Origin of the sequence: Stenotrophomonas maltophilia group sp. RNC7, assembly GCF_030910085.1 — a bacterium.
GTDB classification, from domain to species: Bacteria; Pseudomonadota; Gammaproteobacteria; order Xanthomonadales; family Xanthomonadaceae; genus Stenotrophomonas; species Stenotrophomonas sepilia.
The window spans coordinates 98,184-114,856 of record NZ_JAVFVN010000947.1; the positions used below are offsets into that span (position 1 = coordinate 98,184).

The window sequence follows — 16,673 nt, forward strand, 5'->3', positions numbered from 1 at the left end:
CTTCACAAAAGTATTGCGCTTCACGGCCCGCATCCGTAATATACGCGGCCTGCACCGACGCAATCGCGGAAATGCAGAAGCAAAACGGGCGGTTAGCTCAGCGGTAGAGCACTACCTTGACATGGTAGGGGTCACAGGTTCGAACCCTGTACCGCCCACCACGAAACCCTCGGAAGAGAGTTGTCGTGAACTGCAAAGCCCGGCCCTGGCGCCGGGTTTTTACGTAGCAAGGCCAGCCTTCGGGCGGCAAGAACACGATGGGCGGTTAGCTCAGCGGTAGAGCACTACCTTGACATGGTAGGGGTCACAGGTTCGAACCCTGTACCGCCCACCACCTGCTCCCGGCGTTGCCGGTGAAGCGGTGGAAACGATGAAAGCCGGCCCCGGGGCCGGCTTTTTTCGTTCCGGCGAGCCTGGCGTTCCCGCGAAGCTGCATCCGTGCCGGTTCATTGGCATGAAATCAGTGGGTAATGCTGATCGAACGCTGGATGCGCCACTGGCCGTCGACGCGTTCCCACAGCTGCGCCACACCTACCCGGACCAGTGCCGGATGAGGGCTGGCGCCAGTGTCGTCTGGCGATTGCTGGCTGCCCAGCCGCAGCACGCGGTCCTGGCGCAGGTGATAGAGCTGAAGGGGCTGCGCTTCATGTATGGCCTGCCGATCCTCGGTGCGCAGGATCTGGCTGCGCAGGGCATCCTCGGTGGGCCCGCAGCCGTCGCCGAACAGGCTGGAGAACAGCAGGATCAGGGCAAGCATCGGCATGGCACGGTGCTCCAGCGGGAAAGTGCGTGCAGGCTGGCAGGGTCGGCCGGGCATCGCAGCCGGCCTGCGACGAAGGCGGGAATTGGGCCGCCAAAGGCAGGCAGATGGCGATGAATCCGGGCCGCGCAGGCGTAGACTCGGCGCTGCTGCGCAAACGCGCCATTACTGCAAGGAGCTGCCGCATGAGTGATCACGTCCCGGTGTCCAGGCCCAACCCGCTCCTGGAACGCCTGTTCGGCGGCAACATGCTGGAAGGCACGTTCAAGGCAGTGATCTGGGTCGCAATCCTCAGCGCGCTGCTGGCGTGGACCACGCTGCGCTGAATGACGCTGCCGCGCCAGGCCTGCCGGGTGGCGGGTCCTGCTGACCCGATCACTCCCGCTGCCGCCGGTGCGGCGGCAGTGCCTGTGCGGGTGCTGTCAGGCGCTGAAGGCCTGGCGCAGGCTGCGCAGGGTGGCCTGGCGATGTTCCCTGGCCGTTGGCTCGCCCATTTCCAGCTCCTGCAGGCGCAGTCCGACCAGAGTCATCGCCAACGCATAGCCGCGTGCCGCGTCGGCAACGCGTGACAGGCTCACTGCACGGCGGGCCAGTGCATTCACATGTTCAAGGTCGGGCATCAGTCCCAGATAGGCGCGTTCTGCGCTGTCCAGGTCCGGTGCACGCAGGATCGCGTGGGCTTCTGCGGTGGGGGAGACGGAGGCCATGGGGGTCCTTGTCAGGGGCAGCGACAGCATCGTTCGGCCACATTGCGGGTGATGGCTGCGCATGCTGAAGGGGCAACATTGTCAGAACATTGCGCCTGCAACCGCTGGCATGCATGGGCGCAAAACCATGGCCCCAGGCACTATGATCGGCAGCGTTTCCGGTAGACGAGTTCCTGATGCGCATCCTCCTGGTCGAAGACGATCCTGATCTGTCCCGCGCCCTGCAATCGGGCCTGGAGCGGCAGGGCGTGGTCGCCGATGTGGTCGGCAGCCTGGCCGAGGCCGCGCTCGCGTTGCGCGAACCGGTGCACCAGCTGCTGCTGCTCGATCGCCAGCTGCCCGATGGCGATGGTGCTGGATTCGTCGCGTCGGCGCGTGCGCTGCGGCCGAACCTGGCGGTGATCATGCTCACCGCCAAGGGCACGCTGTCGGACAAGGTCGAAGGCCTGGACGTCGGTGCCGATGACTATCTGGTCAAGCCGGTGGCGATCGAGGAGCTGATGGCACGCATCCGCGCGGTATCGCGCAGGCCTTCGGCGATGGTGACGCCGAGCCTGCGGCTGGGGCGGCTCGAGTTCGATTTCGAATCGCTGCAGGCACAGGTGGAGGGCCAGCCCTTGGCATTGCCACGTCGGCAGGTGCTGGTGCTGCAGGCGTTGGCGATGCGGCAGGGCCGCACGGTGACCCGCAGTGCCCTGGAGGCTGCAGTGTACGGGTTCGATGATGAGATCCAGTCCAATGCGCTCGATGCGCATATCTCCAAGCTGCGCAAAGCGCTGCAGCAGGCCGGGGCGGGGGTGGAGATCCACGTGATCCGGGGCGTCGGCTACCTGCTGGCGGAGGCCTGAGATGGCCCGTCCGATCCGTTCGATCACCCTTGGCTTGGCTTGGCGCCTGTTCCTGGCACAGGCCTTCACCGTACTGTTCGCGGTGGTCGCGTTGATCCTGACCTGGGGTGACAAGGACTCCTGGGGCATGGACATGTTCGTTGCCGAGGCGGTGGCCAAGGCGGTGCACAGCGAAGGTGGCCGCCTGGTGCTGGACCAGGCGCGCTGGGACAAGCTCGATGCCAACGCCGGTGGAAATCTCTGGTTCGCCGCGGTGGATGACAAGGGCATGTGGCTGGAGCGCGGCACCATCCCAGCGATCCACGCGCCGATGCTCGCGCGGCTGCCGACCGTGGGCGCCACGGAACTGGGCTCGCTGGTGCCCCCTTACCTGGACGTGGCGCGGGTGATGATCCGCAACGAGGACGGGCGCCGCATCACCGTGATGGTCGGTGGCGCACCCAAGGGCGGGCTGCTGGATGGCGCGCTGATGGTGCTGCGCCTGATCGGCCTGTGGTTCTTCCTGCCACTGATCGTGGTCACCCTGCTGGTGATGCCGACCGTGATCCACCGTGCAATGCGCGGCGTGCGCCGTTCTGCGCAGCAGGCCAAGGAACTGGATATCGGCCAGCCCGGTGCGCGGCTGGATGCGCGGCTGGTCTCCACGGAAGTGGCGCCGCTGGTGGAAGCGTTCAACGATGCTATCGACAAGGTGCAGCAGGGCTACGCCGCGCGCGACAAGTTCCTCGCCGACGCGGCGCACGAGCTGCGCGTGCCGATCGCCGTGGTGCAGGCGCGCCTGGCGCAGCTGCCACAGGGTGAGCTGAAATCGCAGTTGCTGACCGACGTGGCGCGGCTGGGCAATGTTGCCGAGCACCTGCTCGATCTGCAGCGCCTTGACCGCAATGTCGGCGCATTGCAGCGGCTGGACCTGGCGCTGCTGGTGCGTGAGGCCGCCGCGGACCTGGCGCCGTTGGTGGTCGGCGCCGGCTATGGATTCGAAGTGGACGCGCCGGAATCGCCGGTGTGGATCCACGGCGACAGTCTGGCGCTGGGGCGGGTGATTGCCAACCTGGTGCACAACGCGATCGTGCATGGTGGTGGCCGTGGCACCATCTGCGTGCGGTTGGATGCGCGTGGCTTGCTGGAAGTCAGCGATCAGGGCGCGGGCATTCCAGTGGGCGACCGCGAGGCGATCTTCGAGCCGTTCCATCGCCTGCGCGCGGCGGGCAGCGGCAGTGGCCTGGGCCTGCATCTGGTGAAGGAGATCGTGCAGCACCACGGTGGCTCGGTCAGTGTCGGTGAGGCTGCGGGGGGCGGCGCAAGCTTCCGGGTCAATTTCCATCGCGGCAGCGTCCGGCGCTGACGCGTTTGCGGGGCAAGTCCCGATAGGCAACCTGCCGCCGGTAGCGGCAGGCTGGACCCATGGCCGTCGAGCGTTCCCCGTCTCCCTTGCTGGGCAGTGGCGCCGCTGCGGCGCTGACACTGGGGGCGCTGGCCTGCGTGCAGCTGCCACAGCTGCCGCCGCTGTGGGGCTGCATGGTGATGATCGTGCTTGGCATGGCAGGGTGGGGCCTGCGTTGGCGGGGGCGCCTGCCCGCGGTCGTGCTGCTGGGCGCCGGATGGACGGCGATGCACGGACACTGGGCAATGCAGGAACAGCTGCCGCCAGGCCAGCCAGCACGGGATGTGGTGGTCAGTGGACGGGTCATCGATCTGCCGGACCATGGAGCCGCGCACACCCGCTTCCTGCTGCAGGTCAGCGAGAGCAGCGAACTGCCATCGCTGCGCGGCAAGCGCCTGCAGGTCACCTGGAACGATGCCTGGCGTGCCGCTGACGCCACCGACGCCGGGCGTGGGCGCCATCAGGTCCTGGCCGGCGCGCAGTGGCATCTGGCCCTGCGCGTGCGGGCGCCGCGTTCGCGGATCAATCCCGGTGGTTTCGACGGTGAACGCCATGCGCTGCTGCGCGGCGTGTCCGGCAACGGCACGGTTCGGGCGCCGACCAGCGCGCGTGAGCTTCAGGCCGCGCATGGCCTGCCGGCGTGGCGTGAACGCACCAGCGCTGCCATCGCCGCGCAGGTGGCCCATCCAGCTGCGCGCTTCGTGCAGGCGCTTGCCCTGGGCGATACACGTGGCCTGTCCGACGCCGATTGGGATCAGTTGCGGGCGCTGGGCCTGACCCATCTGGTGGCCATTTCCGGGTTCCATGTCGGGGTGGTGGCGGGACTGGGGGCGTTGCTGTGCCGAGGGCTGTGGTGGCTGTGCCCGCTGCTGGGCCGGCATTGGCCACGCCCCCAGGCGGCGGCCTGCGCCGCGGCCCTGTCCGCAGCGGGCTATGCGGTGCTGGCCGGCGGTGAATTGCCGACCGTGCGCACCGCACTGATGATCGGGCTGGTGGCGCTGGCGCGTAGTGGGCGGCGCCCACTGGGTCTCGTGCAGGGGCTTTCACTGGCGGCGCTGGCGCTGCTGCTGCCGGCGCCCCTGTCAGTGCTGTCCGCGGGCTTCTGGCTCAGCTTCGGCGGCGTCCTGTGGCTGGTCTGGTGCCTGCCGCAGGGACGTCCGCGAGGCGTGGTCGCCAACCTGCGCGGGTTCCTAGCCGCACAAGGGGTGGCCAGCGTCGGCCTGTTGCCGCTGGGCATCGCCTTGTTCGGCGGCACCGCCTGGCTGGGGCCGCTGGTGAACCTGCCGGTCATCCCGTGGTGGACATTGCTGGTGGTGCCCTTGTCGCTGCTGGGCACCGCCCTGCAGGTGCTGCATGACGGCGCCGGATGCTGGGCGTGGCGTGCAGCGGCGTGGTTGTTCGAAATCAGCTGGCAGGCCCTGCAGCCACTGGCGGCGCATCCACAGGCGATGTGGTGGTTGGCCGAGGCACCGGCCTGGGCAGTGCCGGCGGCGCTGCTGGGCGTGTTCTGGTGGCTGCTGCCACGCGGTGCCGGGGGCTGGCTGGCTGGCCTCCTGCTGTGCCTGCCGCTGCTGTGGCCATTGCGCGAGCGGCCGGCCGAGGGGGAGCTGGAGCTGCTGGTGCACGACGTCGGGCAGGGCACGGCGGTGTTGCTGCGTACCGCGCGGCATGCGCTCTGGTACGACGTGGGACCGCCGATCGGGGGTGAGGGCAGTGAGCGGGTCCTGGTTCCGTCATTGCGGGCGCTGGGGCAGGCACGGCCCGACCGCGTGCTGATCAGTCACGACGATCTCGATCATGCCGGCAACCTGCCGAGCCTGCGCCTTCAGTTGCCGGAGCTGCCCCTGTTGGCGCCGCCGGGCAGCGCGATCGCCGGGGCCGGGCGCTGCCAGCGCGGCCTGCGCTGGCACTGGGACGGCGTCGACTTCCAGGTGCTGCACCCGGATGCCGGCAGCCAGCGGGCTGAAAACGAGGACAGCTGCGTGCTGCGCGTGGCCAGCGCGCATGGTGGGGTCCTGTTGCCCGGGGACATCGGCCGCCCGGCCGAACAGGCGCTGCTGCGGGCGTCTCCGGCGGCGCTGAAGGCGGATGTGGTGCTGGTGCCGCACCATGGCAGCGGCGGCAGCTCCAGCGCGCCCTGGGTGGCGGCGGTGTCAGCCCGGCTGGCGCTGGTTTCGGCCGGGCACCAGAACCGCTTCGGCCACCCGCGCCGGGACGTGGTCCGGCGCTGGCAGGCGCAGGGAGCCGAGGTGGTGTCCACTGCGGAGTCCGGGGCGATCCGCGTATGGCTTGGCGCACAAGGGCTGCAGCTGCGTGAACAGCGTATCCATGCATCCCGGTGGTGGGATGCCGCTGGGCGGGCGCGGTCGGCTGTTATCCTATCGCCGATCAAACAAGCGGCCGTTGGGCCGGAGGGTTGAAACGTGTGGGAACTGGTCAAGGCCGGTGGCTGGCCGATGGTGCCGCTGCTGCTGTTGGGCGTACTGGCTTTGGCGATCATCCTGGAGCGTTTCTGGTCCCTGCGGCGGACTGAAGTGCTGCCGCCCGGCCTCGGCCAGGAAGTGCGCAACTGGGCCGCACGCGGCAAGCTTGACCCGGCGCACCTGCAGACCCTGCGTGCCAACTCGCCGCTGGGGGCATTGCTGGCGGCCGCGCTGGAAGCGCGCAATCGTCCGCGCGACCAGATCCGCGAGCGCATCGAGGACACCGGCCGCCACCTGGTGCACCGCATGGAACGTTTCCTCAACGCGCTGGGCACCATTGCCTCGGCCGGCCCGCTGCTGGGCCTGCTGGGCACCGTGATCGGCATGATCCAGATGTTCCTGGGCATCCTCGACCATGGGGTGGGCGACGTGAACCAGCTGGCCGGCGGTATCGGCAAGGCGCTGGTGTGCACCGCCACGGGCATGATCGTGGCCATTCCGGCACTGATGTTCCATCGCTACTTCAAGGGCCGCATCCACGGCTACGTGGTGGAAATGGAGCAGGAAGCCAGTGCCCTGCTGGACACGCTCGACGGTCGCCCCGGGGTGATGAACCCGGTCGCGCCGGCGCGACCGGCCAACGCCGCTGCGGCGAAGGCCTGATCGATGCGTATCGGCAATGACCGCTCCCAGGATGAACCGCATATCGATCTGGTCCCGCTGATCGACGTCATCCTGGTGCTGATCATCTTCTTCGTGGTCACCACCACTTTCGATGCGCGCTCGACGCTGCAGGTGCAGCTGCCTACCGCCAGCCAGCAGCCCAACAACGAGCCGCCGCGTTCGCTCAGCGTGCTGATCAACGCCGAAGGCCGCTATTTCATCAATGACCAGGAAGTGCTGCGCAGCGACGTCGAGTCGGTCAAGCAGACCATCGCGTCCGTGGCCGGCAGTGACCGTAGCCAGCCCGTGCTGCTGCGCGCCGACGCACGCACTCCCTACCAGGCCGTGGTGACCGCGCAGGACGCGCTCGGTCAACTCGGTTTCCGTCGTATCGCCATTGCAACTGCGCCAGAGGTGCGTCCATGAGTTCCCATCACGCGCCGGTGTGGCCGATCTACAAACGTCTGCTGGGCTACACCCGCACCTACTGGGTGTTCATGGTGGGCGCGGTCATCGCCATGGTGGTCGAGGCCCTGGCCGGCTACCACTTCACCAAGCTGATGGAGCCGCTGGTCAACGAAGGTTTCGTCGACCCGCAGCCGCGCGCGGCCGTGGTGCTGCCGCTGACCATCCTCGGCCTGTTCCTGATGCGCAGCGTGGCCACCTGGGTCAGTGATTACACGCTGGCCAAGACCGGTCGCAGCGTGGTCCGCGACCTGCGTGAGCAGGTGCTGCAGAAGTACCTGCACCTGCCGTCGTCGCACTTCGATACCGAAGCGACGCCGGTGATGGTCAGCCGCCTGAACTTCGATACCGAGCAGGTCACCCAGGCCAGCGCCGACGCGCTGAAGACCGTGGTGGCCGACACCCTCACCATCATCGCGATGCTGGCGGTGATGCTGCAGATGAGTGTCAAGGTCACCCTGGCGATGCTGCTGGTGGTGCCGCTGATCGGTGGCATCGTGTCCTACGTGGGCAAGCGCTACCGGCGCATCAGCCGTGGCATCCAGGACGGCATGGGCACCATGGCGCAGACTGCCGAGCAGTCGCTGGCCGCGCAGCAGGAAGTGAAGGTGCACGGCACCCAGCAGCATGAGATCTCGCGCTACTCGCGCCTGGCCAACCGCATGCTGGCGCTGAACATGAAGGTCGAGGTCACCCGCGCCGCCGCCTCCAGCGTGGTGCAGTTCCTGGCTGCACTGGCGCTGGCGGTGATCGTCTGGGTGTCGACCCGCGAAGCCCTGGCGGGCCGGCTCAATGCCGGCCAGTTCATGGGCCTGATGACATCGATGATGGCCATCATTCCATCGCTGCGCCGTCTGACCAGCGTACAGACGTCGATTTCGCGCGGTGTGTCCGCTGCCGAGCGCCTGTTCGGCATCCTCGACATGCCAGTGGAGCGCGACCAGGGGCAGCGACGCGTGCAGCGCGTGCGGGGCGAACTGGCGTTCGACCACGTCATGCTGCGTTACCGCGAGGACAGCGGCATCGCCCTGGACGACATCAGCTTCGTTGCCAGGCCAGGCACGGTGACGGCCATTGTTGGCCGTTCCGGCAGTGGCAAGACCAGCCTGATCCGGCTGGTGCCACGCTTCTACGAGCCCAGCGGCGGTGTCATCACCCTCGACGGCGTGGCACTGGACGACTACCCGCTGGCCGACCTGCGCCGGCAGGTGGCAATGGTCGGGCAGAAGGTCATGCTGTTCGATGACACCATCGCCGCCAACATCGCCTATGGCATGGAAGCGACCGACGAGCAGATCCGCGCGGCGGCCGAGGCCGCCAACGCGTGGGAGTTCATCGCACGCATGCCGCAGCAGCTGCAGACCCCGGTGGGCGAGAACGGCGCGCTGCTGTCCGGTGGCCAGCGCCAGCGCCTGGCCATTGCCCGCGCGATCCTGCGCGACGCCCCGATCCTGATCCTCGACGAAGCCACTGCGGCGCTGGACAACGAATCCGAGCGCCTGGTGCAGGACGCGCTGCAGCGCCTGATGCCCGAACGCACCACGCTGGTCATCGCGCACCGGCTGTCGACCATCGAGCATGCCGACCAGGTACTGGTCATGGATCACGGCCGCATCGTTGAACGCGGCACGCACAAGGAGCTGCTCGAACTGGGCGGCCTGTACCAGCATCTGCACAGCATGCAGTTCCGCGAAAGGCAGGACTGATGGCCGGCAAGGGCACCCAGACCCCGCCGTACTGGTATGACGGCACCCCCGTTCCGTGGGCGATGCGCCTGCTGGCGCCGCTGTACGCAGGTGTCACCGCACTGCGCCGGCGCGCCTATCGGCGTGGCTGGCGCAAGCGCCACTCGCTGCCGGTGCCGGTCATCGTGGTCGGCAACATCACCGCCGGTGGTACCGGCAAGACGCCGCTGACGATTGCCCTGGTCGAACGCCTGCGTGCGGCCGGCTGGAAGCCGGGCGTGGCCAGCCGCGGCTATGGTCGCGAAGACGCCGACAAGCCGCTGTGGGTGCAGGCCGACACGCCAACCGCGAAAGGCGGTGACGAGCCGGTGCTGATCGCCTGGAAGACCGGCGTGCCGGTGCGCGTGGACAGTGATCGGGTTGCTGCGGGCAAGGCGCTGATCGAGGCCGGCTGCGATGTGATCGTCTGCGACGACGGTTTGCAGCACTACCGGCTGGCGCGCGACATCGAGATCGAAGTGGTCGATGCCCAGCGTCGCTATGGCAATGGCCGGATGATTCCGGCCGGGCCGTTGCGCGAGCCGGTCAGCCGCGCCAGCGAGTGCGATTTCCGCGTGGTCAACCTCGGCCAGGCCGATGAGGGGACCGCGGCACAGGCCTGTGGCTTCGGTCAGTGGCCAATGGCCCTGCACATCGACAGTGCGCAGCCGCTGGCCGGTGGCCGCGCGCGCCCGCTGGCGTACTTCAAGGGCCAGCGCGTGCACGCGGTGGCCGGCATCGCCCATCCACAGCGCTTCTTCGACATGCTGCGCGCGCGCGGGATCGGCGTGGTGCCGCATGCATTCGCCGACCACCAGGCCTACCAGCCGCAGGACTTGTCCTTCGGCAGCCAGCTGCCGGTACTGATGACCGAAAAGGATGCGGTGAAATGCCGGGCGTTCGGCAACGACTGGCACTACGCGGTTCCGCTGCGCGCCGAGTTGCCCGCCGCGTTCTGGGTGGCGCTGACCGATCGCCTGGACAAGCTGCGACCGAACTGAGCGGCGCCGCGGCGCTTGCATTCACGCGCCGCTGGCCGCATTCCCGTTGTAACGAGCCTGCCGAGAACCGCCCGCATGACCGAATTCGTCGTCGCCATTCCGGCCCGCTTTGCCGCCTCGCGGCTGCCGGGCAAGCCGTTGCGCCCGCTGGGCGGTGAGCCGCTGGTGCTGCATGTGGCGCGCCGCGCGCTGCAGGCCGGTGCCCGCGAGGTCTGGGTGGCGACCGACGACCAACGCATTTCCGATGCACTGTCCGGGTTGGCCGAGGTGAAGGTGGCGATGACCGCGACCACGCATGCCTCGGGCACCGATCGCCTGGCCGAGTGCGCACGCATTGCCGGCTGGGCCGATGACACGGTGGTGGTCAACCTGCAGGGCGACGAACCGTTCGCGCCGGCGACCGGCATCCGCGCGGTGGCAGATGCGTTGGTCGCTGGCACTGCGCCGATGTCGACTCTTGCCACGACCGTCGAGGACGCACACACCCTGTTCGACGCGAACGTCGTGAAGCTGGTGAGCAACGTGCGCAACGAGGCGATGTACTTCAGCCGCGCGCCGATCGCCTGGCACCGCGACGGCTTCGCACGCAGCCGCGACACGTTGCCGGCCGGTCACCACTGGCTGCGCCACATCGGCATCTATGGCTATCGCGCCGGCTTCCTGCAGCAGTTCGCGGCGATGCCGCCGGGCCAGCTGGAGCAGGTCGAATCGCTGGAGCAGCTGCGCGTGCTGGAAGCGGGCTACCCGATCAGCGTGGCGATCTCGCCCGAGCCGTTCCCGCCGGGCATCGATACGCCCGAGGACCTGGAGCGCGCCGAAGCGTTGCTGCAGACGATGGCCGCGCGATGAAGTTGCTGGTCGTCTGCCTCGGCAACATCTGCCGTTCGCCGATGGCCGAAGGGGCGCTGCGCGCACGCCTGGATGCCTCGCCGCTGGCCGGGCGGGTGCAGGTCGATTCGGCCGGCACGGGCGACTGGCACGTGGGCGAGCCGCCGGACCGCCGCGCGATCGCCTGCGCGGCCGGACACGGCGTGGACATCGGCGGCCTGCGCGCACGTCAGCTGCAGGCCGTGGATTTCGACCGTTTCGACTGGATCCTGTGTGCCGACGAGACCAACCTGCGTGATGCCGGGCGCCTGGCGTCGGCGGCCCAGCGTGAACGGCTGGCGTTGTACCTGCCCTGGTCCGGCGGGCAGGGGCGGGTAGCCATCCCTGACCCCTACACCGGCGGCAGCGATCATTTCGAACAGGTCTGGTCGCTGGTCGACGATGCTGCAAAACGTGCGGTGGCACGACTGTTGCATGACGCCGACTCCGGCATAATCAGGTCATGAACGTCCAGCCCGTCCCGGACCTGCCCGAATTCGCCACCTGGCTCAATGCCACCCCCTGCACCCTGACCGAACTGCGCGGCCGGCCGGTCGCGCTGCTGTTCGTCAATGCGGTCTCCGCCTGGAGTGCGCAACGCCTGGCCGAGTTCGGCCAATGGCTGTCGCGCCACCCGGGCAAGCTGCAGCCGCTGGTGCTGCAGGTGCCGCGTTTTGATTTCGAACGCGATGCCACGGCCGCACTGAAGCTGCTGCGCCGTCAGGGCCTGACCATGCCCGTGCTGCTCGATGCCGACTGGGATGGCTGGCGCCGCTTCGGCGTTACCGCCTGGCCGACCATGGTGCTGCTGGACGCACAGGGCCGCGAACAGCAACGGCTGGTCGGGCAGGGCGCGCCCGGTGAACTGGAGCGCGCCTTGAACGCGCTGTGCCAGGGTGCACCTTCGGCGCCGCCGCGCGGCGGCAGCGAACTGCATCCGGAACCGCGCCAGGCCCTGCGCTTCCCGCAGGGGCTGGCGGTCAGCACCGAACGCCTGTACATCGCCGACAGCGGCCATCACCGCATTCTCGAATGCAGCCATGGCGGACGCATCCTGCGCCAGTTCGGCCTCGGCACCGCCGATTTCATGGACGGCAACCTCGCCGAAGCGGCATTCCACCGCCCGCAGGCGCTGGTGCTGGAGCGCGATTCGCTGTACGTCGCCGACACCGGCAACCACGCGGTGCGCCGTATCAACCTGCTGACCGGCATCGTCGACACGTTGTGCGGCAACGGGCGACCCGGTGCGCCGGTGGAAGGCCCGGTCGCGCAGGCGCGGCAGGTCTCGCTGGACCATCCGATTGGCCTGGCCATCGCCGACAACCAGCTGCACATCGCGATGGCCGGCGACAACCGCATCTGGAGCTACCACCTGGGCCAGCGCAGCCTGCAATGGCGCGCCGGCAGTGGTTCCATCGACGAGCGTGATGGCAGTGGCCATCTGGCTGCCTTCGCGCAACCGACCGCGCTGGCCGTGGTGCAGCAGGTGCTGTACGTCGCCGATGCGTTGGGATCCTCGATCCGTGCATTGCAACTGCGTGGTGACCTGGTGCAGACCCTGGTCGGGCAGGGGCCGTGGCGCTTCGGCAGTGAAGATGGCCCGCGCGCGCAGGCCAGCCTGCAGTTCCCGCAGGCGATCGCACTGGGCGCGGACGCCCCGCTGCTGTGGATCGCCGACACCGGCAACGGTCGCCTGCGCACGTTGCGCCTGGGCGGTGGCGAACTGACCACCCAGCCGCTGCCGCGCCGCCTGCATGGCCCGGCTGGACTGGCGGTGGGCGCAGGCGCGGTGTGGATTGCCGAGACCGACGCCCATGCCGTGCTGCGATTCGACCCCGACAGCGGCGTGCTCAGCGAAGTGCCGATCAGCGAATGACCGACGTTCCCGCCCCGGCCTTCGACGGCAAGGCTTTCGCGGCCCAGCTCAGCACTGCCCCCGGCGTGTACCGCATGTACGCGGCCGACGACACCCTGCTGTACGTGGGCAAGGCGCGCGCGCTGCGCAACCGGGTCGGCAGCTATTTCAATGGCAGCCCGAAGAACGCGCGGATCATGTCGATGATCTCGCAGATCACGCGCATGGACGTGACCGTGACGCGCTCGGAAGCCGAGGCGTTGCTGCTGGAAAACCAGTTGATCAAGTCGCTGTCGCCGCGTTACAACGTCTCGCTGCGCGACGACAAGACCTACCCGCATGTGCTGCTGACCCGCGAGGACTGGCCGCGCATCGCCCTGCATCGTGGCCCGCGCGCCATTCCCGGCCGCTATTTCGGGCCATATCCCGGCGTTACGGCAGTGCGCGAAACGCTGAACCTGATGCACAAGCTGTTCAAGCTGCGCAGCTGCGAAGACAGTGTGTTCCGCAACCGCTCGCGGCCGTGCCTGCAGTACCAGATCGGCCGCTGCAGCGCGCCCTGCGTGGAGCTGGTACCGGCGCCGGACTACGCCGAGTCGGTGCGCCGCGCTGCGCTGTTCCTGGAAGGCAAGAGCGACGAACTGACCCGCGAGCTGGGCGAGCAGATGCAGGCCGCCAGCGAGGCGCTGGAGTTCGAGCAGGCCGCGCGCCTGCGCGACCTGATCTCCTCGCTGCGCAGCATGCAGACGCGCCAGTACGTGGACGGCCGCGCCGCCGACCTGGACGTGCTGGCGGTGGCCATGCAGGGTTCGCAGGCCTGCGTGCTGCTGCTGGCTTTCCGCGATGGCCGCAACCTCGGCACCCGCCCGTTCTTCCCGCGTACCAACGGCGAGGAGAGTCCGGAGGAAGTGCTGGCCGCGTTCGTCTCGCAGTACTACATCGAATTCGAGCCGCCGCGCGAGATCCTGCTGGATCGCGAGATTCCCGATGCCGACCTGCTGGTCGCGGCGCTGTCGGCCTCGGCCGAGCGCAAGGTGCAGCTGAAGTGGAACGTGCGCGGCGAGCGCGCCGGCTACGTGGAGCTGGCCAGCCGCAACGCGCAGCTCACCCTGGCCACTGAACTCAACAGCCGCAATGCGCAGCATGCGCGCAGCGATGCACTGCGCGAGATGCTGGGCCTGGCCGAGCCGGTCAAGCGGGTCGAGTGCTTCGATATCAGCCATACGCTGGGCGAGGCCACTGTGGCCTCGTGCGTGGTGTTCGACGCCGCCGGTCCGGTACGCGCGCAGTACCGCCGCTTCAACATCAGCGGCATCGAGCCGGGCGACGACTACGCCGCCATGCGCCAGGCCATCGACCGCCGTTTCCGCCGTGCGGTGGAAGAGCAGGGCGTGCTGCCGGACGTGCTGCTGATCGACGGCGGCGCCGGGCAGCTGGCGCAGGCGCAGGCCGCACTGGCCGACCTGGGCGTGGAAGGTGTGCTGCTGGTGGGCGTGGCCAAGGGCGTGGAGCGCCGCGCCGGGCATGAAGCGCTGGTGATGCCCGACGGCCGCGAGCTGCGCCCCGGCGCCGCTAACCCGGCGCTGCAGTTCATCCAGCAGGTGCGCGACGAGGCGCACCGCTTCGCCATCACCGGCCACCGCGGCCGCCGGCAGAAGGCGCGGATGACCAGCAAGCTGGAGGACATCCCCGGCATCGGGCCGCGCCGCCGCGCCAGCCTGCTCAAGCATTTCGGCGGCCTGGTGGGCCTGAAAGCCGCTGGCGAAGCGGAAATCGCCAAGGTGGAAGGCATCAATGACGCCCTCGCGGCACGTATCTACGCTAACCTGCACGGGTTGGCCACGCCTGATGCGGCCGAGTAGAGAGAGAAGCACGCAAGCATGAAGTTGACCCTGCCCACCTGGCTGACGCTGTTGCGGATCGTGATGATCCCGGTGCTGGTGCTGGTGTTCTACCTGCCCTACACCTGGACCAACTTCGCTTCGGCGGCGATCTTCGGCCTGGCCGCGATCACCGACTGGCTCGATGGCTGGATCGCACGCCGTTACCAGCTGGAGTCGGCCTTCGGCGCCTTCCTCGACCCGGTCGCGGACAAGCTGATGGTGGCAGTGGCACTGTTCCTGATCGTGCAGGGCCATCCGACGCCGTGGATGGCGTTCTGGGCGGCGGTCATCGTCGGCCGTGAGATCGCGGTGTCGGCGCTGCGCGAATGGATGGCCGAGCTGGGCCAGCGTGCCAAGGTGCGTGTGGCGATGATTGGCAAGGTCAAGACCACCGCGCAGATGGTCGCACTGCTGTGCCTGCTGTATTCGGTGGCCCCGAACGTGCCGGTGGAAGACATCTGGATGGGCTGGCCGGTGTTCCATATCGGCGACTGGACCCTGGCCATTGCCGCGGTGCTGACCCTGTGGTCGGGCCTGCAGTACCTGCACGCTGCCTGGCCGAGCCTGCGCGATGACGAGCGTGCCGCGCGCGAGCGTGCACGGCAGAAGAAGCTGGGCAACTGAGCCCCGGGGTCTGAGCCCCGGGGTCGGACCCCTTTCCGAAGGAAAGGGCTCTGACCCCATCGATGCGCCTATCCACGCATGGCGTGGATCTACTGGAAATGCCGCATCCACGGAGGGGGCGGATCCATCAGTTTGCCGAGACGCCGTAGTAGATCCACGCCATGCGTGGATACGCGGTGCCAGGTGCCTCGGTAGCCCCTCAAAAAGCGCTTGACGCCATTTCCAGAACAGGTAGAATTTCGCCTCCCAAGCGGGAATAGCTCAGTTGGTAGAGCGCAACCTTGCCAAGGTTGAGGTCGCGAGTTCGAGTCTCGTTTCCCGCTCCAGATTCAAGAAAAACGCTCCCGCAAAGGGGCGTTTTTCGTTATGCGCGGCGGTACCCGCGCAGATCAATCATTGTCCTGCGCCGTCGCGCGCCAACGCATGCCACCTGGCGGTCCGCGAACCACTCCTGCACATCACCGGCGAAACTCGCCGGGCGTCCCTTGCCCTGCACGCCCTCGGCAATCGAGGGCAGCTTGGAACGTGCCAGTTCTTCGCGCATGGCCTTCTGCGCATTGATCATCACCGCGTGGATGACGCACACACCGCGGTTGGCCCAGCGGGTGGGGCACCATCAAACAGCGCGCAGCGCCCACAGGGAGTTGGGTGTGTCCTGGCGTCTGGGCTCGGGCGTCGCTCGCGTGGATGCGGAGGGCGTGACGTTGGAAAACGGAGAACGCATCGACGCCGCCACCGTTGTCTGGACGGCCGGTGCACGTGCCAGTGCGTTGACTGCTCAGATTCCTGGCTAGCACGATGCGGTGGGTCGCCTGCATGTGGATCGCACTCTCAAGGCGAAGAGTGTCGACGCGGTGTTCGCCACCGGGGACTGCGCGCATGCCGCCACCGATGACGAGGGCAACGTGGCGATGATGTCCTGCCAGCACGCGATGAACCTGGGGCGCTCCGCCGGACACAACGCCGCGGCTGACCTGACCGGGGAAGCGATGATTCCGTATGCGCAGCCCAAGTACGTGACCTGCCTGGACCTGGGGCCGTGGGGTGCTGTCTACACCGAGGGCTGGGATCGCTAGGTAACGCTGTCCGGCGCTGAAGCCAAGGCGCTCAGGACCCGGATCAACACCGAATGGATCTATCCGCCCACGGGTGAGCGTGCGGAGATCCTGGCGTCTGCAGATTCGCTGCGGATTGTGGTGGCCTGACGGCGCAAAGAAGTCCTGCAAGCAACGTTCTCGGACGGGGGCGTTGCTTCTGCCCGATAGTGGATGCTGTGATCTTTCTCCACCTGGGATCTCGACATGGTCATCGTTGGCGTCAGCTTTGCGGACGGCACCTACCTGTTGGTCGTCGGACAAAACGGTTGTGCCTGGATGCAAGGTGGACGTCGGTGGCGAGTGAACAACGCAGGCAACTTTGAATGAATTGATCGTAGTGCTCGACAGCTGCGCAGAATGTCGCAAATGGTC

Annotated in this window: 18 protein-coding genes and 3 tRNA genes; 18 read left to right on the forward strand and 3 right to left on the reverse strand. The window is 68.1% G+C overall.

The genetic code is table 11. The features are described from left to right. Positions 1–86 precede the first annotated feature (86 nt). Positions 87–161, forward strand: a tRNA-Val gene (locus RCF13_RS24295). 98 nt (positions 162–259) lie between these two features. After that, a tRNA-Val gene (locus RCF13_RS24300) sits at positions 260–334 on the forward strand. Between the two features lie 126 nt (positions 335–460). On the opposite strand, the gene RCF13_RS24305 is transcribed toward RCF13_RS24300, so the two are convergent. Continuing rightward, positions 461–763, reverse strand: a complete 303-nt coding sequence (locus tag RCF13_RS24305; protein ID WP_134968949.1) for a hypothetical protein — start codon at positions 761–763, stop codon at positions 461–463. A 182-nt stretch (positions 764–945) separates the two neighbouring features. Between RCF13_RS24305 and RCF13_RS24310 the strand changes: the two genes are divergently transcribed. Continuing rightward, entirely contained in the window at positions 946–1,086 is a 141-nt protein-coding gene (locus RCF13_RS24310) for a hypothetical protein (protein WP_005415970.1), read from the forward strand. A gap of 96 nt (positions 1,087–1,182) precedes the next feature. On the opposite strand, the gene RCF13_RS24315 is transcribed toward RCF13_RS24310, so the two are convergent. After that, the gene (locus RCF13_RS24315) at positions 1,183–1,467 is read right to left on the reverse strand and encodes a hypothetical protein (protein WP_061478485.1); all 285 of its coding nucleotides are present in this window, start codon (positions 1,465–1,467) and stop codon (positions 1,183–1,185) included. A 176-nt stretch (positions 1,468–1,643) separates the two neighbouring features. Between RCF13_RS24315 and RCF13_RS24320 the strand changes: the two genes are divergently transcribed. The 13 genes from RCF13_RS24320 to RCF13_RS24380 all read left to right on the forward strand — a co-directional run bounded on the left by RCF13_RS24320 (position 1,644) and on the right by RCF13_RS24380 (position 15,530). Further along, positions 1,644–2,315, forward strand: a complete 672-nt coding sequence (locus RCF13_RS24320; protein ID WP_049415866.1) for a response regulator transcription factor — start codon at positions 1,644–1,646, stop codon at positions 2,313–2,315. Position 2,316: 1 nt separating this feature from the next. Continuing rightward, positions 2,317–3,660: a HAMP domain-containing sensor histidine kinase gene (locus RCF13_RS24325; protein WP_061478484.1), complete on the forward strand. Its 1,344-nt coding sequence runs from the start codon at positions 2,317–2,319 to the stop codon at positions 3,658–3,660. Positions 3,661–3,719: 59 nt separating this feature from the next. Beyond that, complete coding sequence (locus tag RCF13_RS24330) at positions 3,720–6,119, forward strand: DNA internalization-related competence protein ComEC/Rec2 (protein WP_231352650.1); 2,400 nt, start codon at positions 3,720–3,722, stop codon at positions 6,117–6,119. A 3-nt stretch (positions 6,120–6,122) separates the two neighbouring features. Then, positions 6,123–6,785, forward strand: coding sequence for a MotA/TolQ/ExbB proton channel family protein (locus RCF13_RS24335; protein WP_061478482.1), 663 nt, complete (start codon positions 6,123–6,125; stop codon positions 6,783–6,785). A 3-nt stretch (positions 6,786–6,788) separates the two neighbouring features. Continuing rightward, entirely contained in the window at positions 6,789–7,211 is a 423-nt protein-coding gene (locus RCF13_RS24340; RefSeq protein ID WP_005415977.1) for a biopolymer transporter ExbD, read from the forward strand. After that, positions 7,208–8,956: a lipid A export permease/ATP-binding protein MsbA gene (gene msbA, locus RCF13_RS24345; RefSeq protein WP_061478481.1), complete on the forward strand. Its 1,749-nt coding sequence runs from the start codon at positions 7,208–7,210 to the stop codon at positions 8,954–8,956. The genes RCF13_RS24340 and msbA overlap by 4 nt, the downstream gene beginning before the upstream one ends. After that, positions 8,956–9,975 carry a tetraacyldisaccharide 4'-kinase gene (lpxK, locus tag RCF13_RS24350; protein ID WP_134969417.1) on the forward strand — a complete coding sequence of 340 codons (1,020 nt, stop codon included), beginning with the start codon at positions 8,956–8,958 and terminating at the stop codon, positions 9,973–9,975. The genes msbA and lpxK overlap by 1 nt, the downstream gene beginning before the upstream one ends. A 75-nt stretch (positions 9,976–10,050) precedes the next feature. Further along, positions 10,051–10,824, forward strand: coding sequence for a 3-deoxy-manno-octulosonate cytidylyltransferase (kdsB, locus tag RCF13_RS24355; protein ID WP_231352651.1), 774 nt, complete (start codon positions 10,051–10,053; stop codon positions 10,822–10,824). Continuing rightward, positions 10,821–11,309, forward strand: coding sequence for a low molecular weight protein-tyrosine-phosphatase (locus RCF13_RS24360; protein ID WP_231352652.1), 489 nt, complete (start codon positions 10,821–10,823; stop codon positions 11,307–11,309). The genes kdsB and RCF13_RS24360 overlap by 4 nt, the downstream gene beginning before the upstream one ends. Beyond that, positions 11,306–12,718, forward strand: coding sequence for a hypothetical protein (locus RCF13_RS24365; RefSeq protein ID WP_134969437.1), 1,413 nt, complete (start codon positions 11,306–11,308; stop codon positions 12,716–12,718). Before RCF13_RS24360 ends, RCF13_RS24365 begins: the two co-directional genes overlap by 4 nt. Continuing rightward, the gene (uvrC, locus tag RCF13_RS24370) at positions 12,715–14,559 is read left to right on the forward strand and encodes an excinuclease ABC subunit UvrC (RefSeq protein WP_088497723.1); all 1,845 of its coding nucleotides are present in this window, start codon (positions 12,715–12,717) and stop codon (positions 14,557–14,559) included. Before RCF13_RS24365 ends, uvrC begins: the two co-directional genes overlap by 4 nt. Positions 14,560–14,577: 18 nt before the next feature. Then, on the forward strand, positions 14,578–15,204 hold the full coding sequence (gene pgsA, locus RCF13_RS24375) for a CDP-diacylglycerol--glycerol-3-phosphate 3-phosphatidyltransferase (protein WP_012510614.1): 627 nt from the start codon (positions 14,578–14,580) through the stop codon (positions 15,202–15,204). A 250-nt stretch (positions 15,205–15,454) separates the two neighbouring features. After that, a tRNA-Gly gene (locus RCF13_RS24380) sits at positions 15,455–15,530 on the forward strand. 38 nt (positions 15,531–15,568) lie between these two features. Here the strand turns inward: RCF13_RS24380 and RCF13_RS24385 are convergent. Further along, a complete protein-coding gene (locus RCF13_RS24385; RefSeq protein WP_308141618.1) occupies positions 15,569–15,790 on the reverse strand; it encodes a hypothetical protein in 222 nt (73 codons plus the stop codon). A 64-nt stretch (positions 15,791–15,854) separates the two neighbouring features. On the opposite strand from RCF13_RS24385, the gene RCF13_RS24390 reads away from it, so the two are divergent. Then, positions 15,855–15,998 carry a hypothetical protein gene (locus RCF13_RS24390; protein WP_209019970.1) on the forward strand — a complete coding sequence of 48 codons (144 nt, stop codon included), beginning with the start codon at positions 15,855–15,857 and terminating at the stop codon, positions 15,996–15,998. Positions 15,999–16,007: 9 nt separating this feature from the next. Then, positions 16,008–16,280: a hypothetical protein gene (locus tag RCF13_RS24395; protein ID WP_231352653.1), complete on the forward strand. Its 273-nt coding sequence runs from the start codon at positions 16,008–16,010 to the stop codon at positions 16,278–16,280. The last annotated feature ends 393 nt before the right edge of the window (positions 16,281–16,673 follow it).

Excerpts from the sequence above, each read along its gene's own strand:
- RCF13_RS24305 (WP_134968949.1), bottom strand. The coding sequence starts at position 763 with ATGCCGATGCTTGCCCTGATCCTGCTGTTCTCCAGCCTGTTCGGCGAC.
- RCF13_RS24310 (WP_005415970.1), top strand. The coding sequence starts at position 946 with ATGAGTGATCACGTCCCGGTGTCCAGGCCCAACCCGCTCCTGGAACGC.
- RCF13_RS24315 (WP_061478485.1), bottom strand. The coding sequence starts at position 1,467 with ATGGCCTCCGTCTCCCCCACCGCAGAAGCCCACGCGATCCTGCGTGCA.
- RCF13_RS24320 (WP_049415866.1), top strand. The coding sequence starts at position 1,644 with ATGCGCATCCTCCTGGTCGAAGACGATCCTGATCTGTCCCGCGCCCTG.
- RCF13_RS24325 (WP_061478484.1), top strand. The coding sequence starts at position 2,317 with ATGGCCCGTCCGATCCGTTCGATCACCCTTGGCTTGGCTTGGCGCCTG.
- RCF13_RS24330 (WP_231352650.1), top strand. The coding sequence starts at position 3,720 with ATGGCCGTCGAGCGTTCCCCGTCTCCCTTGCTGGGCAGTGGCGCCGCT.
- RCF13_RS24340 (WP_005415977.1), top strand. The coding sequence starts at position 6,789 with ATGCGTATCGGCAATGACCGCTCCCAGGATGAACCGCATATCGATCTG.
- msbA (WP_061478481.1), top strand. The coding sequence starts at position 7,208 with ATGAGTTCCCATCACGCGCCGGTGTGGCCGATCTACAAACGTCTGCTG.
- lpxK (WP_134969417.1), top strand. The coding sequence starts at position 8,956 with ATGGCCGGCAAGGGCACCCAGACCCCGCCGTACTGGTATGACGGCACC.
- kdsB (WP_231352651.1), top strand. The coding sequence starts at position 10,051 with ATGACCGAATTCGTCGTCGCCATTCCGGCCCGCTTTGCCGCCTCGCGG.
- RCF13_RS24360 (WP_231352652.1), top strand. The coding sequence starts at position 10,821 with ATGAAGTTGCTGGTCGTCTGCCTCGGCAACATCTGCCGTTCGCCGATG.
- RCF13_RS24365 (WP_134969437.1), top strand. The coding sequence starts at position 11,306 with ATGAACGTCCAGCCCGTCCCGGACCTGCCCGAATTCGCCACCTGGCTC.
- uvrC (WP_088497723.1), top strand. The coding sequence starts at position 12,715 with ATGACCGACGTTCCCGCCCCGGCCTTCGACGGCAAGGCTTTCGCGGCC.
- pgsA (WP_012510614.1), top strand. The coding sequence starts at position 14,578 with ATGAAGTTGACCCTGCCCACCTGGCTGACGCTGTTGCGGATCGTGATG.